Origin of the sequence: Nostoc sp. (genome assembly GCF_036917975.1) — a bacterium.
Taxonomy (GTDB): domain Bacteria; phylum Cyanobacteriota; class Cyanobacteriia; order Cyanobacteriales; family Nostocaceae; genus Nostoc.
In genome coordinates, this window is record NZ_JBALEJ010000013.1 from 44,348 (window position 1) to 57,858 (window position 13,511).

Consider the following 13,511-nt stretch of genomic DNA (forward strand, 5'->3'; position numbering starts at 1 on the left):
CGACATATAGATCAAAACTATTGTTAAAATCCAAATAATTTTAAGTTAATATTTCTACCTAACTCCTATGAGAGAAACTGTCCTAGAGGTTCGCAACCTCCAAGTTGAATTTCCCGGTGATGGCAACATTAACAGAGCTTTGGATGGTATTTCTTTTGCGCTACATCGAGGTGAAACTCTAGGAATAGTAGGAGAATCGGGTAGTGGTAAATCGGTGACAGCCCTAGCTGTGATGGGCTTGTTGCAAACTCCCGGTATAGTTACTGGCGGTGAAATCTGGTTTCGTCCGCAGGAGAATGGCAACACCATCGATTTGGTAAAATTGCCTCCTGAACAAATGCAGTTACACCGGGGTGGCGACATCGCCATGATTTTTCAAGAACCGATGAGTTCGCTTAATCCGGTTTATAACATAGGGTTTCAGCTAATAGAAGCGATTGTGCGACATCAAAATGTGTCAGCAGCCCAAGCACGACAAATTGCGATCGCAGGTCTGCAAGAGGTTAAACTTCTACCTAGCGATGAGGAGATCCAACAGCAGTATACCGAAACTTCATCGAAACTAGCACCATCAAAGTTGTCACAGTTGGTTAAAGAACATAAAGAAGCCATGCTAGAACGCTACCCCCATGAACTTTCTGGGGGTCAGTTGCAACGCGTGATGATTGCAATGGCAATTTCTTGTAACCCATTAATTTTAATTGCCGATGAACCAACCACAGCCTTGGATGTGACGGTGCAAGCCACAATTTTGGACTTGTTACGAGAATTACAGCAAAGGCGTGACATGGCAATGATTTTCATCACCCACGACTTGGGGCTAATTTCAGAAATTGCTGACGAAGTAGCAGTGATGTATAGAGGTAAAGTTGTCGAATCTGGTACTTCTCGGCAAATTTTCAGCAGTCCCCAGCATCCATATACTAAAGGTTTAATCGCTTGTCGCCCCACGCTCAACCGCCGTCCCCAAAAATTACTCACTGTTTCTGATTACATGAGTGCAGAAGAGACAGCAACGGGACAAGTAGTAATTCAGGCGAAAGAACCCGCACAACCCATAGAAGTCACTACCGAAGAGATTGCTGCAAGATTAGCAAGCTTTAATCAAAAGGAACCCCTGCTGCAAATCCGCAACCTGAAAGTTGGTTTTCCAGTGCGCGGGGTGTTTGGTGGGACAAAACGCTACAATATGGCAGTTAATGGCGTTTCTTTTGATGTCAAACCAGGGGAAACACTAGGTTTGGTGGGAGAATCTGGTTGCGGTAAAACCACCCTTGGTAGAACCTTGTTACGATTAATTGAGCCGATGAGTGGTCAGATTATCTTTGAAAAACAAGATATTACCAGCCTCAAAGGAGAACCGTTGCAAAAACTGCGGCGGGAAATGCAAATAGTCTTCCAAAATCCTTTTAGTTCCCTCGATCCCCGGATGAGGATTGGGGACGCGGTGATGGAACCTTTGGTAATTCACGCCGTTGAGAAGACTAAGCAACAACGACGCCAGCGAGTAGTGGAACTTTTAGAACGGGTGGGATTGAGTGCAGATGCAGGTAACCGCTATCCGCATCAGTTTTCTGGCGGTCAACGCCAACGGATTTGCATAGCCCGTTCTTTGGCGTTAAAGCCTAAGTTTATCATCTGCGATGAATCAGTTTCAGCGCTGGATGTTTCTGTACAGGCGCAGGTATTAAATCTTCTCAAAGAATTACAGTCAGACTTTCAGCTGACTTATATTTTTATTTCTCACGATTTAAGTGTAGTGAAATTTATGAGCGATCGCATTTTAGTGATGAATCGCGGTCAAATTGTTGAAGAAGGCACAGCCGAAAGCATTTACCAAGAACCCAAAGAGGAATACACGCAAAAATTAATTGCTGCGATTCCTACTGGTAGTGCGGAACGGTTGCGAAGTCGGCATCTGAGGACTTTATAGAAACAGAATTCAGGAGTCAGGAGTCAGAATGGGCTAAACCTTAGCTATCCGCTAACAGCATGAATTCGGTACAAGTGGCGGATAGCCAAGGGGTAGGGAGTCTGCAAACATCTGAATAAACAGCGTTTTTGCACTCCCACTAAATATGCATATTTAGTTGTCTTGATTCTGACTCCTGAATTCTTCTTCAACAGATATTTGTGCAAACAAAGTTAATTACATCTGCAAGTCCAGACTGAGTTTTCAAATTAGTAAAAATAAAAGGTTTATCACCGCGCATTTTTTTAGTATCTCGTTCCATCACATTTAAATCTGCACCAACATAAGGCGCAAGGTCAGTTTTGTTAATCACCAACAAATCAGACTTAGTAATACCGGGGCCACCTTTGCGGGGAATTTTATCACCTGCTGCAACATCAATGACGTAAATTGTTAAATCCACTAATTCGGGACTAAAAGTAGCAGCTAGATTATCACCGCCACTTTCCAAAAAAACCAAATCTAAATTGAGAAAACGTTCCTCTAACTGTTCAATTGCCGCCAAATTCATCGAAGCATCTTCGCGGATAGCAGTGTGAGGACAACCACCAGTCTCTACACCCAAAATGCGATCGCTAGCCAACGCCTGAGAACGCACTAAAAACAGAGCATCCTCTTGAGTATAAATGTCATTTGTCACCACCGCAATCTGATACTGCTCACGCAACCCCTTACACAAACCATCCACCAAAGCCGTCTTCCCCGAACCCACCGGGCCAGCAACTCCCACTCTAAATGCATTCATAAGTCATACCATTTTGGATCTTAGATTTTAGATTTTAGATTTTAGATTTTAGATTGTTCAATCCAAAATCCAAAATCCAAAATCCAAAATTCTTCTGCCCTAACTCCTAAACAACCTTGTATACTGCGTTTCATGCTGCATACTCGCTAGTGACAAACCCCAACTACAACAGGCGAGTTGATCGTCCTCCAACGCGAGAATTTCCAATGTCGCAGCACTGAGTAATGGTTGCAAATCTAGCAATAACCGTTGTCCTGCTGTTTGTCCCAGGGGAATCAGTTTCACACCAGCAGTAATCAAATTACTTGCCCAACTATGCAGATATCCCAGTAATGCGGCTTTGATATTAATTTCCCAATGGGCAATGGCAATGCCAAAAGCGATCGCATAATTGCAAGGATTACCGACAGCATTGGCAGTAGGTACAATCTGCGGTTCTAGTTTACCAAGTAATTGGATCAGCGATCGCCCCATCTGCCAACTAGAGGCGCGTAATTCTTCTGTTTCCCTAGCGGCGGATAACCACAGATTCCAACGGCATAGGGACTCAACATCAGGAATTTTGGCGGCTTGCTGCGATCGTACCATTACCGCCGCCTCTAACCGAATTGCCCCGTAGAGCAACTCTGCTTTTAACCAATCTTTGAGATGTGTGTGGTTAGCGATCATACCATTTTCCACCAGTATTTCCAAGCCTTCAGAATAACTATATGCTCCCACAGGCAAAGCGGGGCTAGCCAACTGTAAAATACTCAAAAGATGACTATCAGTGAGCATGATGGTGTTGTCCATAAGCTCCTAATTCTGGCTGAAATGGTAAAATTTCTTCTTTAACTTCTAACCCCAGCTGTTCCAACATAGTGCGTAAAACCGAATCTGAAGACAAGCGTAAATAAGTCTGAGTAATTTCTACAGGTACATGGCGATTTCCCAGATGGTATGCTGCCCGTAATAGTAAAAGTGGTGTTTGGGCAAAGGCAGTCAAAACTAGTTCTGGTTTAGCAGTAATTCTGATTAAATTGCTATGGGTTTCTTCTTGCAGAATATCACCATCGTGTAAGACAGTTCCTCTGGGTAAATGTAAAAACACAACCTTACCATCTTCAGTTTCAAAGCGATGACGACTGCGGGTGCGTTCCTCTGCTGTCAGCGCCAGAGTAAAAGTAACCGCAGTATTGCTATTAGGTGGTTTAAGTTCGGTAAATGTCAGCATACAGAGTTTCGTTTGATCTTCAGCTTTTCATTATGGTTCTAATTTAAATACCATAACTGCCTTGCCCAAAAGACATCTCCGAAAAAGAATTGTAGAGACGTAGCAGTGCTACGTCTCTACAAGGGTTCTGGGTAACGCATATTTAATTTCTGGAGATGTCTAAAGGAAAGATAAAATTAAGCAAAGAAGGCAGCAAGCCAAACTGGGACAATTATGAACCAAGCCATTGAGGGAGTACGCTGGACAATTCACGATTTAGAGGTTCTACCCGAAAATGAGTGGACACGCTATGAAATTATTCATGGAGAACTCTTTGTGACTCGCACTCCTCACCGCCGTCATCAACAAGTTTGTGGCAAAATATTCCGACAACTCGATGTTTGGTCAGATTCGAGTGGTTTAGGAGAAACAATTTTCGCTCCAGGGGTAATTTTTTCGCAAGCGGATAGTGTTATACCGGATGTAGTTTGGGTTAGTCGAGAACGACTGGCGCAAATTGAAGATGAAGCGGGACATTTGACAGGCGCACCAGAGTTAGTAGTAGAGGTTTTATCCCCTGGTAAACAAAACGAACTTCGAGACAAGGAAGCAAAACTGAAACTTTATTCAGTTCAAGGTGTGCGTGAGTATTGGATTGTCGATCGCTTCACTAAACAAGTTGAAGTTTATCGGCGAGAAAAAGCACAGTTAGTTTTAGTTGCTACTTTGCTAGGCGATGATGAAATCACATCGCCACTTTTACCGGGATTTGGTTGTTCTATCAGTTTATTTTTTCCTGAATAATTGCGAAGTCGAGAAGATTTTTGGAAATCTAACCGCGTTTCCCTACTCCCCACTCCCTACTCCCTACTCCCTTTCATCTCGTTCCCTGTCTCCGACTGGGAATGCCCGTCATTGGGGCTGCCGCCTCTCTTAATGGCGGCAGAGCCGCTTTTGAGTTGCATTTCCAGCCGGAGACTGGAAACGAGGTTTTAAATTTTCACGAATGATTTAAGACTGCTATATTTACATCAATACAATATTTTTTATACGCCAATGGCAGTAATTGTACTGTTGCCTTCGGTAAAGCTTACATCTGCTAACGAATAATTAAGGATGAATTATAAAGTGACGAAATGTGCATCCTAATATTCAGTAGACATCTCCGAAAAAGAATGTAGAGACGTAGCAGTGCTACGTCTCTACAAGGGTTCTGGGTAACGCATCTTTAATTTCTGGAGATGTCTAGTTTTTGAAAAAGCTTTTACTTGCACACGATGAATTAGAATAAATCTGAATATATCAGAATATTAAGAAAATTCAGATAGAAATTTTGTTTTATTAACAAAAATAATGCAGTTGAATCGAAGTAATTTCCTCAAGTTTCTGATTCAGTCAGAACCAGGAAAACCAGCAATATCCAATGGCTTACGAGCTGTATTAGGATTGGGGGTTCCCATGCTAATTGGGCAACTGATCAACCAAAGGGAAAGCGGATTATTGGTTGGTTTAATGGCTTATTTTGTTAACTTAGCAAATGTTGGTGGCCCTTACCAAATCAAAGCTAAGGCGATGGCACAGGCGACTGTGGGAATAGCTGTTTCACTATTTGTGGGGACTCTAGTCGCTAAAGTTCCAGTACTAGCTGTGGTGCTGACGTTTATTTGGGGACTTGCTTCAGGTTTTGCGTCGCTGTATGGTAATGCTGGGGCAAATGTTGGTCTGGTGGTAGGGATATCATTTATTACCGCGATCGCACAACCAGGAAACTTAGAAACTGCACTGATGCGATCGCTATTATGTCTAATTGCAGGTGCATGGGCGATGCTACTTTCTTTAGTAATGTGGCCCTTTAGACCTTACGAACCACTACGGGTAGCCTTAGCTGATTGCTTAAATGCGTTAGCGAAGCTCACCGGAGGTATCGCTAACTACATTCAAAAATTTGTAGATCAAAAATTTGTAGATAAAGTAGCAACACCTGAAAGTATTCTCGAAATTAGAAAGGCATTAGAGACAGCACGCACTACTTTAGGTACATTACGGATTGGACAGTCGGCTCAAAGTTGGATAAATCAGCAGTTTTTGGTGCTAATTCAAGATGGCGATCGCTTGCTCGGTTCAGTGATTGCCCTAACAGAGTTACTAGAAACTAACTTCCAAAATCAGCGATATCACGCAGTCGAGCAGTTAGTAGACGATGCACTCGCAGAAATATCAGTTATTCTTCAAGCCATAGCGAAAGTCATATCTCGCAAGTCTGCTAGCATCGATCTCGGAAATCTTCAGCGCATCTATGAGGCTCTAAAGGAACAAGAAACTCTACGAAGAAAAGCAATTGCGGGGAGTGAGACAGACTACACAAATCTTGTTGCTCTCACTAACCTGGTGCTAACGATCGAAAAGCTGATCAAGCAATTGCAATACACGGCTCAGACAGCTAAATCTCTGGAAGATCGTAGTAAAATTAGTCGCCCAGATGTAGATAGACTTCTTTTAGTTGAAGAGGAACAGCGATCGCTCTTAAGTTTACTCAAAGACAACCTCACCTTAGACTCAGCAATCTTTCGTCATGCTCTCCGCATTGGTGTGAGTCTGGCTGTAGGCGTAATATTATACAGCGTTACCAATTTACCAATGGGGTATTGGGTAACACTGACAATCATGCTAGTCCTCAAACCGAACTTGGGTGCAACTTTCCAGAGGTTTTTTCAGCGAGTTGGCGGCACTATCTTGGGAGCTATCTTAGCTGCTGTCCTACTTGCAACTATCACGAGTAAGGTTGTATTAGACATAATCATTCTGCTGACAGTATTTTTTGGCATTTCCCTGATCCGTTTCAACTATGGGTATTCAGTAGTTTTCTTGTCAATATTTGTCTTACTGATTATCGATATTCGTCATCCCATTAGTTGGCAATTTGCAGGCTTTCGGGTATTAAATACATTAATTGGCGCGGGACTGGCTTTTGCAAGTCATTATTTTATCTGGCCAAACTGGGAACGCGATCGCTTACCCAGTCAACTCGCCACGGCGCTACGAGAATGTCACAAATACTTTAGCGATGTGATGGCTGTTTACCAGGGTACAAAGGAGCGTGACTCTACCATTATCAGTCAACGGCGACAAACTGGACTGGCAATTGGCAATGCCCAAGCCTCCTTTCAAGGATTGCTGCGCGAACCGAAAATGCACAAAGAATTAGTAGAACCAGTAATGACGCTGCTGCTTTACATGGGACGTTTTACTAACGCTGTGACAGTTTTGGCAGTACATCTCGAACATTTTCGAGGAACAGTCCCACTCCCGGAATTAGAAACCTTTGTTCGCCAAGTTTCGATAATGTTAGAGCAATTAGCTGATTCAATACAGCAGGAAATTCCCCCACCGCCCTTACCTGACTTAGAAGAAACGCTGCAAAAAATCCAACCGCACCTGCAAGCAATACGTACAGCCCGGATAGAAGAGTTAGCCGTCAATCTAGGACATACACCGATTCGTCAGGCAGTCATTGATTACAGCATATTAGATTTGGAGATTGATCAGATTGTTCGGCGATTGACTGCGATGCACTCCGCGATGGTACGGTTGATGTCAAGTAAATAAAGCACATTTTTATCTCCCGCCGTCCTTTGAGGTGTGTAGCTTGTCAACTCAGTCTTCCTGGGTCATTTCGTCATACGTTAGTCTAAACTCTAGTTACAGTTGACAGTTGACAGTTGACAGAACTACTGGTATTCCGTACATGATGCAGAATGCGGATAATTTTGAATGGGACAAGGACAAGGCGGTTATCAACTGGCAAAAGCATGGTGTTTCATTTGAAGAGGCGATTGGAGCGTTTCGTGACCCTTTCGCCGTTGAGAGGGTGGATGACCGCATGGATTACGGCGAAGAACGGATAAACCTTATCGGCATATATAATGGGATAATCCTCCACGTGACCTACACTGAACGTAGTGACCGTATCCGGTTAATATCGGCGCGAAGAGCAACAAAACATGAGAGAGAAGACTACTATCGCCAGAATGCATAAGGACGGGACGGTGGTTGAAATATTACCGGACGGTAGTGAATGCTCCATTTCCCGACAGCCTATGCGTCCCATGACGGAAGAAGAAGTTGTAGCTGCTGCATTCAGCGACCCTGATGCTATTCCCATGACGGAAGCAGAGATACAAAAGGCTCGCCGTGTTCCTCGTGTCAAGACAATGCGCCGCGCCTTGCAACTGACGCAGGAGGAATTTGCAGCGCGTTACCATATCCCCCTTAGTACTCTACGGGATTGGGAACAGGGACGCAGTGAACCTGACCAGACCGCACAAGCCTATCTTAAGGCGATCGCTGGGAATCCTGAAGCAGTTTACCAAGCATTACACTCCCGCAATTAGAAGCCTTTGTCCGCCAAATTTTGCTACTGTTACAGCAGTTAGGTGATTCAGTATTAAGTTTTAATTTGATTCTTCCAAAGACTCACAACACTTACTAACCGAACGTTTATTTGCTTCAACCCAACTTACAAGATTAGCGTAGGCGCCGCCCGCCGCAGGCATCGCAAAAGCTATTTCGGGAATCACCAAAATAGATATTGAGACAGCAATTGTTATTTTGGCGATCGCACTACAATGTTTGATGAGATTCCATTGCTTACAGCGTCCAATCTGCGATCGCTAGTCTGGGTACTAGACTAAAATCTCGTTGGTTACGGGTAACTACTGTGGCATTAAGAGATAATGCAATTGCTGCAATTCGTATATCTTTTTGCAAGCGATTTTTTCGCAAGGGAGGATTCTCTTTAAGCAGGTGTTTGAGACAGTCATCAGCGTCTACTGTGAAATCTAGGATCTCAACTGTTTGGAGATATTTGACGGTTGTCCAAAGTTTTGAGTACAGCGTAGGTAGATTATGCACTGCTGACGGATCGTTAATTTTCACAATCCAGCCCTTAAACAGTTCTTGAACCGTAATTACTGTAACAGCAATTTGATGTAGAGAAGCATTGGCGGTAACTTGGGGATGATTGCAAAGAATTAGTGAAACATGGTCGGTATCGAGAATATATCGAGACACGTTAAGCTTCCTCTACAAGTAGTATGAGGAGTCAACTTCAGTGTCATCATCTGAGGTTCGTTCCGCTCGAATTCCATCCATGATTTCCTGAAAATCTCCATCGTCTTGAAAGACACCAGCAAATTGCAGCCAAGTAGGTGGTGAAGCAGAAAGTGGCACATTCCAGTAAATAGTTTCGATGTGGTTGAGTCGTTCTAAAAAGGTAGCTTGCAGTTGGGCGATCGCTTCTTCCCGTGTTTGTGCAACGACAATAAAGTTGGGGAACTCAAAAATAGATGCGGCAAATTGACCATTTTTGAGGGTTTCTATTAGCAGTGTCACCTTCTGGTTGATGGCTGGCTGGGATTGGGGTACATTCAGATTGATAACCATGTTTGAAACACTTAAAGTGTCTTTCTCATTCTACCGTCAGAATGAAGCATCCGAGTGCGATCGCGCTATTTCGACGATTGCTTTCAAGACAGTAGCTAGGAAAGTGGCGATCGCCATTCAAATTGGAGCAATTTTATTCTTTCATTAACGCACCCTACGAAAGCTGCTATGACTCAGCAATGATACGGTTAATATCATGTAAATAAAGCACATCTAATTAAGATATGTAAAATCACTGGATTAAATCTAAAGCAGCATTGTATTGTCACTTTGGATATTATTTCAGTCTATTAAAGCTTTAATATGCGACAGATCCGTTTTATTTTTATTGGTATCATTACTTTTCTATTTGTTACAAATGTTGTTTTTCTGCGAAGGACTATCTCTGTTTTGCTCTGTGGCGTTCTTAGCTTTAACTCAGCCAGTTGTTATTCAACCAGGGTGAAACCGCTAACGCGAAGGAAACCCAACATTTATTAGCTCAAACAAAATGCGATCGCCCTACAACATAGTTTGCTCAAAGGTGCGATCGCCCTGATTCTAGATTCCTTTAAAATTAACGTGAGTTCGACGGTAAAAAAAGCCAAAAAGCTTGCTATATATGGATTTACTCAACAGGAAAAGTTTATAAGACCAATTATGTTTTAATAAGGTTTTAAATACTGTGTGAATTGTATAACTTCTACTAAAACGTTCAAAAGGTAGAGGTAAAGAAAGTCAAAAATTGTAACTATTAAGTGTGCGGTCAAAAAACTCAATCTGAGATTAAATCTCAAATTGAAACATAATATAGCCAAATTTCAGAAATTCAACATACTAGAGCAATTATCATGAGTACTGCAATTGATAACTTCACCAAAAATCTTCATGACAATTTAGAAGCGGTTGAAGATCGGGTAAAATCGCTGAGAGAAAGTATTCAATCTGCACCGAAAAAAACTCAAACTGAGATTGAATCTCAAATTGATGAAGCGAAGACAAAGCTAGACGCTAAAAAACAAGAATTCGATGAGTATCGGGCAAAGCTCAAAACTCAATTCGAGGAAAAAGAATCGGAAGTGAAGTCCCATGTCGAGGAATGGAAAACGGGTCGCAAAGCAAAGAAACTCGAACATCGGGCAGATAAAGCTGAAAACCATGCAGCTACGGCGACCTTCTTAGCGATCGCAACGCTCGAAGAAGCAGAAAAAGCCACCTTAGAAGCGATCGCCGCCAGACTAGATGCCGAAGCCGCAGCAGTAACTACAAAGAACTAATTCGTAATTCGCTTGACATAGATAAAGGAGACAAACTCATGACATATACAACACATACGGTTGTTGCTCATTTCCCTTCCCATGCAGAAGCAGAAAGGGTTGTATTGGAACTGCAAAAATCAGGCTTCGATCTGCAAAAGCTCTCGATTATTGGCAAAGACTACCAAACCACTGAACATGTGCGGGGATTTCTCACCTGGAAAGATACGGCCAAAGCTGGAGCCGCAGGAGGTGGTTATTGGGGTAGCTTTGTCGGAGGCTTATTTGGCATTTTAGCTGGCGCTGGAGTGTTGTTTATTCCTGGAGTCGCTCCGATCATCATTGCTGGCCCCATTGCGGGAGTATTGGCGGGTTGGTTAGAAGGAACCCTTATTGGCGCTGCTGGTGCTGCTGCTGTCGGAGGACTGGCGGGTGCTTTAGGAGGGTTAGGAATCCCCAAGCACGAGATCCTGAAATACGAAACTCAAATCCAAGCAGGTGAGTTCATAATCCTCGTGACAGGCAGCAACGAGGATGTCACTCAGGCGAGGCAGATGCTAGACAGAATCAGTCATGGAATAAGCATTTCGATCCCTGTCTAAGGCTTTGAACTCCTAACCTGCCAACATTAGACATAGGAGTGAAAATGAATGTAGAGACGTAGCAGTGCTACGTCTCTACAAGGATTCTGGATAACGCATATTTAACTTCTGGAAATATTTAAAGGAATGATCATGGTAAGTAAAATTGACATCAACAAATCTGTGCCGCGTGAGCAATGGGGTGAATTTTTTGATCAGTTTTCAAGTGGTAATCGTGGACGGAATATTTCAATCGAAATCATCGATTCAGAACTTGGTGACGAAGAACTGATTCAGAACGCACCTTTGATGGCGATAATTTACGATCGCCCCGGTAAGGGTGATAATTTGGCGATCGAAGTCGGTAAAGATGAAATGACATACGCTCACAGCGTCGATTCACCAACTGAAGTTTTAACAGGACAGAACTCCAACGGTGTGATGATAGCGGTTTGGATTAGTGACGCTGCTGGGAGAAAAACGTTGATCAAGCTACAAGCTAGTTGACTACCACCATTACCGATAAAGACACAGCAGCAGGAATTAATCTACTAACGGGCGTTTCAACGGGACAGAACTCAGATTTTTATTTAGGACTTATACAAGAGTTATGGAATAACGTAGACGCTTCTCTACGAGACGCTACGCGAACGGCTTGCCGCAGGCTACCGCAGAGGCACGGAGGACGCAGAGAAATCAGAGTTTGAGAGATATTTTAGTCCTATTATTGTTCGAGGAACTCTCTTATGAAACCAGATTACCTGATTGTCGGTAGTGGTTTATCAGCATTAGTCTTTGGCGCTTTGATGGTCAACTCTGGCAAGACTGTGCAAATTCTTGAAGCCCATGAGCATCCCGGAGGCTTTGGGCATACGTTTACAATGGCTAAGAAATATACGTTTAACGCTCAATTTCACTACGTCTGGGACTGCGGTGAAGGACAAACCGTCAATGGGGTACTCAAAAAACTAGGGTTAGAGCAAGAAGTAACTTTTGAACGTTATGACTCGGAAGGCTTTGATCACATGCGAATGCCAGAGCATAAGTTGGATATTCCCTCGGAGCCAGAAGAACTGATCCAGCGATTGTCTGATCTGTTTCCGGCTCATAGCGATCTAATTCGCCAATTCGTCAACGAAGTGGAAAAGACTGGTGAAGGCTTGAAAAAACTCTCTCCACCGGTCAAGCCAATTGAACTGCTAAAACATCCAAATGAGGTATTTTCTGCCGTCCAGTATCTCAACAGCACACTTCAGGATGTCTTTGACAAATTCCAGCTACCCCAAGCTGCTCAAACCTTATTAGCCCTGCAATGGCCTGATTTTTTGCTGCCTCCCAATCAACTTTCATTCTATGCTTGGGTTATATTGTTCCGAGGCTATCAAGCAGGCGCATTTTACCCAACCCAGCATTTTGAGCATGTGATTAATTCGTTGGTCAATGTCATCGAATCACATGGGGGACAGGTATTGCTCAACCATGAAGTTACGAATTTTAGAGTCACAGACAGAACAGTTACGGGAGTTCAGGCGATGGATCTCACCACCCATCAAACCCATGAATTTACAGGCGACACCGTAATTTGCAATATTGACCCCAAAAAAGCCGCCAAGATGATCGGGGAATCGCAGTTTTCTCAAAGTGTGCGTCGAAAACTCAACTATGAATATTCGGCATCTAACTACATGGCTTATTGCGTCGTCAAAGATATCGATCTGCGAGAGTATGGATTTGGCAAGTGGAATCTCTTTCATACAGGGCATCACGATCTAAATGAAGCATTCGCGCAGATGTACGATCGCAATGACTTTTCTAATCCTAGTTTTGCCATCACAACACCCACTTTATTAACTACAGCAAGTCGAGATTGCCCAGAAGACTGCCAGATTGTGGAATTCCTCACCGTTGCCAATTATAAATACTTCCAGGAATTACGAGATAATGACCGCAAAGCTTACAACCAGAAAAAGCAAGAAATATTAGATTCCATCCTCGATGTTGTGGAAAAAAACTATGTACCGAACTTTAGAAAACATATGGTCTTCCATATCACAGGTAGCCCTACTACTAATGAGCGTTTTTGCTGGTGTCCCAATGGGAATTCCTACGGCTCCAGTCTGACACCGCGCAATATGGGTATGGGGCGACTGAATCACGAAACCTCACTCAACCATTTCTATTTCTGCAATGCCTCATCTGGCTATCCCGGCTTTGCTGCCACTTTTTGGACAGGCGCACTGCTGTATCAACGGTTATCAGGTGACTCAATTTTGGATTTTGGATTTTAGATTTTAGATTGTTTAACAGAGTACGGTGGGTTTAAGTCCTCCGGTTCAATAACCGG

The 13,511-nt window shown here is 43.2% G+C and carries 16 protein-coding genes; 11 read left to right on the top strand and 5 right to left on the bottom strand.

Going from position 1 to position 13,511, the window contains the following annotated elements; all coding sequences use genetic code 11:
* Positions 1-67: 67 nt before the first annotated feature.
* Positions 68-1,933 (top strand): ABC transporter ATP-binding protein, encoded by a 1,866-nt coding sequence (locus tag V7K76_RS04470; protein WP_334777061.1) that lies wholly within the window; start codon positions 68-70, stop codon positions 1,931-1,933.
* 187 nt (positions 1,934-2,120) lie between these two features.
* Here V7K76_RS04470 and ureG read toward each other — a convergent pair whose 3' ends face one another.
* From ureG to ureE, 3 genes are all read right to left on the bottom strand, one after another.
* Positions 2,121-2,717 (bottom strand): urease accessory protein UreG, encoded by a 597-nt coding sequence (gene ureG / locus V7K76_RS04475; RefSeq protein WP_334777062.1) that lies wholly within the window; start codon positions 2,715-2,717, stop codon positions 2,121-2,123.
* A gap of 99 nt (positions 2,718-2,816) precedes the next feature.
* Positions 2,817-3,509, bottom strand: a complete 693-nt coding sequence (locus tag V7K76_RS04480) for an urease accessory protein UreF (protein ID WP_334777063.1) — start codon at positions 3,507-3,509, stop codon at positions 2,817-2,819.
* Positions 3,484-3,930 carry an urease accessory protein UreE gene (gene ureE, locus V7K76_RS04485; protein ID WP_334777064.1) on the bottom strand — a complete coding sequence of 149 codons (447 nt, stop codon included), beginning with the start codon at positions 3,928-3,930 and terminating at the stop codon, positions 3,484-3,486. Before ureE ends, V7K76_RS04480 begins: the two co-directional genes overlap by 26 nt.
* A gap of 213 nt (positions 3,931-4,143) precedes the next feature.
* Between ureE and V7K76_RS04490 the strand changes: the two genes are divergently transcribed.
* From V7K76_RS04490 to V7K76_RS04505, 4 genes are all read left to right on the top strand, one after another.
* Complete coding sequence (locus V7K76_RS04490; RefSeq protein ID WP_334777065.1) at positions 4,144-4,713, top strand: Uma2 family endonuclease; 570 nt, start codon at positions 4,144-4,146, stop codon at positions 4,711-4,713.
* A gap of 549 nt (positions 4,714-5,262) precedes the next feature.
* On the top strand, positions 5,263-7,515 hold the full coding sequence (locus V7K76_RS04495) for an FUSC family protein (protein ID WP_334777066.1): 2,253 nt from the start codon (positions 5,263-5,265) through the stop codon (positions 7,513-7,515).
* A 139-nt stretch (positions 7,516-7,654) separates the two neighbouring features.
* Positions 7,655-7,945 carry a BrnT family toxin gene (locus V7K76_RS04500; protein WP_334777067.1) on the top strand — a complete coding sequence of 97 codons (291 nt, stop codon included), beginning with the start codon at positions 7,655-7,657 and terminating at the stop codon, positions 7,943-7,945.
* Entirely contained in the window at positions 7,911-8,300 is a 390-nt protein-coding gene (locus V7K76_RS04505) for a helix-turn-helix domain-containing protein (RefSeq protein ID WP_334777068.1), read from the top strand. The genes V7K76_RS04500 and V7K76_RS04505 overlap by 35 nt, the downstream gene beginning before the upstream one ends.
* Positions 8,301-8,556: 256 nt before the next feature.
* Here V7K76_RS04505 and V7K76_RS04510 read toward each other — a convergent pair whose 3' ends face one another.
* Positions 8,557-8,979: a type II toxin-antitoxin system VapC family toxin gene (locus V7K76_RS04510; protein WP_334777069.1), complete on the bottom strand. Its 423-nt coding sequence runs from the start codon at positions 8,977-8,979 to the stop codon at positions 8,557-8,559.
* 12 nt (positions 8,980-8,991) lie between these two features.
* A complete protein-coding gene (locus tag V7K76_RS04515; RefSeq protein ID WP_334777070.1) occupies positions 8,992-9,351 on the bottom strand; it encodes a hypothetical protein in 360 nt (119 codons plus the stop codon).
* Between V7K76_RS04515 and V7K76_RS04520 the strand changes: the two genes are divergently transcribed.
* From V7K76_RS04520 to V7K76_RS04545, 6 genes are all read left to right on the top strand, one after another.
* On the top strand, positions 9,350-9,499 hold the full coding sequence (locus V7K76_RS04520) for a hypothetical protein (RefSeq protein WP_334777071.1): 150 nt from the start codon (positions 9,350-9,352) through the stop codon (positions 9,497-9,499). The two genes, V7K76_RS04515 and V7K76_RS04520, sit on opposite strands and share 2 nt — an antisense overlap.
* A 682-nt stretch (positions 9,500-10,181) precedes the next feature.
* Complete coding sequence (locus tag V7K76_RS04525) at positions 10,182-10,607, top strand: hypothetical protein (protein WP_334777072.1); 426 nt, start codon at positions 10,182-10,184, stop codon at positions 10,605-10,607.
* A gap of 38 nt (positions 10,608-10,645) precedes the next feature.
* Positions 10,646-11,188: a general stress protein gene (locus V7K76_RS04530; protein ID WP_334777073.1), complete on the top strand. Its 543-nt coding sequence runs from the start codon at positions 10,646-10,648 to the stop codon at positions 11,186-11,188.
* A gap of 132 nt (positions 11,189-11,320) precedes the next feature.
* Positions 11,321-11,674, top strand: coding sequence for a DUF5335 family protein (locus V7K76_RS04535; protein WP_334777074.1), 354 nt, complete (start codon positions 11,321-11,323; stop codon positions 11,672-11,674).
* A complete protein-coding gene (locus V7K76_RS04540; protein WP_334777075.1) occupies positions 11,671-11,874 on the top strand; it encodes a hypothetical protein in 204 nt (67 codons plus the stop codon). The genes V7K76_RS04535 and V7K76_RS04540 overlap by 4 nt, the downstream gene beginning before the upstream one ends.
* 39 nt (positions 11,875-11,913) lie before the next feature.
* Entirely contained in the window at positions 11,914-13,455 is a 1,542-nt protein-coding gene (locus V7K76_RS04545) for a phytoene desaturase family protein (RefSeq protein WP_334777076.1), read from the top strand.
* The last annotated feature ends 56 nt before the right edge of the window (positions 13,456-13,511 follow it).

What these genes read in the sequence shown, in the direction of transcription:
- V7K76_RS04470 (WP_334777061.1), top strand. Translation starts at nt 68, where the DNA reads ATGAGAGAAACTGTCCTAGAGGTTCGCAACCTCCAAGTTGAATTTCCC.
- ureG (WP_334777062.1), bottom strand. Translation starts at nt 2,717, where the DNA reads ATGAATGCATTTAGAGTGGGAGTTGCTGGCCCGGTGGGTTCGGGGAAG.
- V7K76_RS04480 (WP_334777063.1), bottom strand. Translation starts at nt 3,509, where the DNA reads ATGGACAACACCATCATGCTCACTGATAGTCATCTTTTGAGTATTTTA.
- ureE (WP_334777064.1), bottom strand. Translation starts at nt 3,930, where the DNA reads ATGCTGACATTTACCGAACTTAAACCACCTAATAGCAATACTGCGGTT.
- V7K76_RS04490 (WP_334777065.1), top strand. Translation starts at nt 4,144, where the DNA reads ATGAACCAAGCCATTGAGGGAGTACGCTGGACAATTCACGATTTAGAG.
- V7K76_RS04495 (WP_334777066.1), top strand. Translation starts at nt 5,263, where the DNA reads ATGCAGTTGAATCGAAGTAATTTCCTCAAGTTTCTGATTCAGTCAGAA.
- V7K76_RS04500 (WP_334777067.1), top strand. Translation starts at nt 7,655, where the DNA reads ATGATGCAGAATGCGGATAATTTTGAATGGGACAAGGACAAGGCGGTT.
- V7K76_RS04505 (WP_334777068.1), top strand. Translation starts at nt 7,911, where the DNA reads ATGAGAGAGAAGACTACTATCGCCAGAATGCATAAGGACGGGACGGTG.
- V7K76_RS04520 (WP_334777071.1), top strand. Translation starts at nt 9,350, where the DNA reads ATGTTTGAAACACTTAAAGTGTCTTTCTCATTCTACCGTCAGAATGAA.
- V7K76_RS04515 (WP_334777070.1), bottom strand. Translation starts at nt 9,351, where the DNA reads ATGGTTATCAATCTGAATGTACCCCAATCCCAGCCAGCCATCAACCAG.
- V7K76_RS04525 (WP_334777072.1), top strand. Translation starts at nt 10,182, where the DNA reads ATGAGTACTGCAATTGATAACTTCACCAAAAATCTTCATGACAATTTA.
- V7K76_RS04530 (WP_334777073.1), top strand. Translation starts at nt 10,646, where the DNA reads ATGACATATACAACACATACGGTTGTTGCTCATTTCCCTTCCCATGCA.
- V7K76_RS04535 (WP_334777074.1), top strand. Translation starts at nt 11,321, where the DNA reads ATGGTAAGTAAAATTGACATCAACAAATCTGTGCCGCGTGAGCAATGG.
- V7K76_RS04545 (WP_334777076.1), top strand. Translation starts at nt 11,914, where the DNA reads ATGAAACCAGATTACCTGATTGTCGGTAGTGGTTTATCAGCATTAGTC.